This is a genomic window from Pseudoduganella ginsengisoli (assembly GCF_009720865.1).
GTDB classification, from domain to species: domain Bacteria; phylum Pseudomonadota; class Gammaproteobacteria; order Burkholderiales; family Burkholderiaceae_D; genus Rugamonas; species Rugamonas ginsengisoli.
Map to the genome: position 1 here is coordinate 1 of NZ_WNLA01000122.1, position 255 is coordinate 255.

Annotated in this window: 1 protein-coding gene; it reads left to right on the forward strand. The window is 61.2% G+C overall.

Annotated elements, in window-relative coordinates; all coding sequences use genetic code 11:
* On the forward strand, window positions 1-255 hold a 255-nt coding region (locus tag GM668_RS30840), incomplete at both ends, for an Ig-like domain-containing protein (RefSeq protein WP_170305941.1).

Genomic DNA, 255 nt, shown 5'->3' on the forward strand with positions numbered 1-255 from the left:
ATGTCATCACGCTCGACAAGACAGGCGTCGCCGACAGCGATGGCAATACCGGCAGCGGCACGGCCAGTTCGTCGAACTACACTATCGATACCCTGCGGCCCACCGCTACCATTGGGCTGTCCGATACCGCATTGAAAGCAGGCGAAACGGCCACCGTCACCATCACGTTCAGCGAAGCGGTGACGGGATTGACCACGGCCGACCTGACGGTGGCCAACGGTTCCATTGCCTCGCTCAGTTCTTCCGATGGCGGCA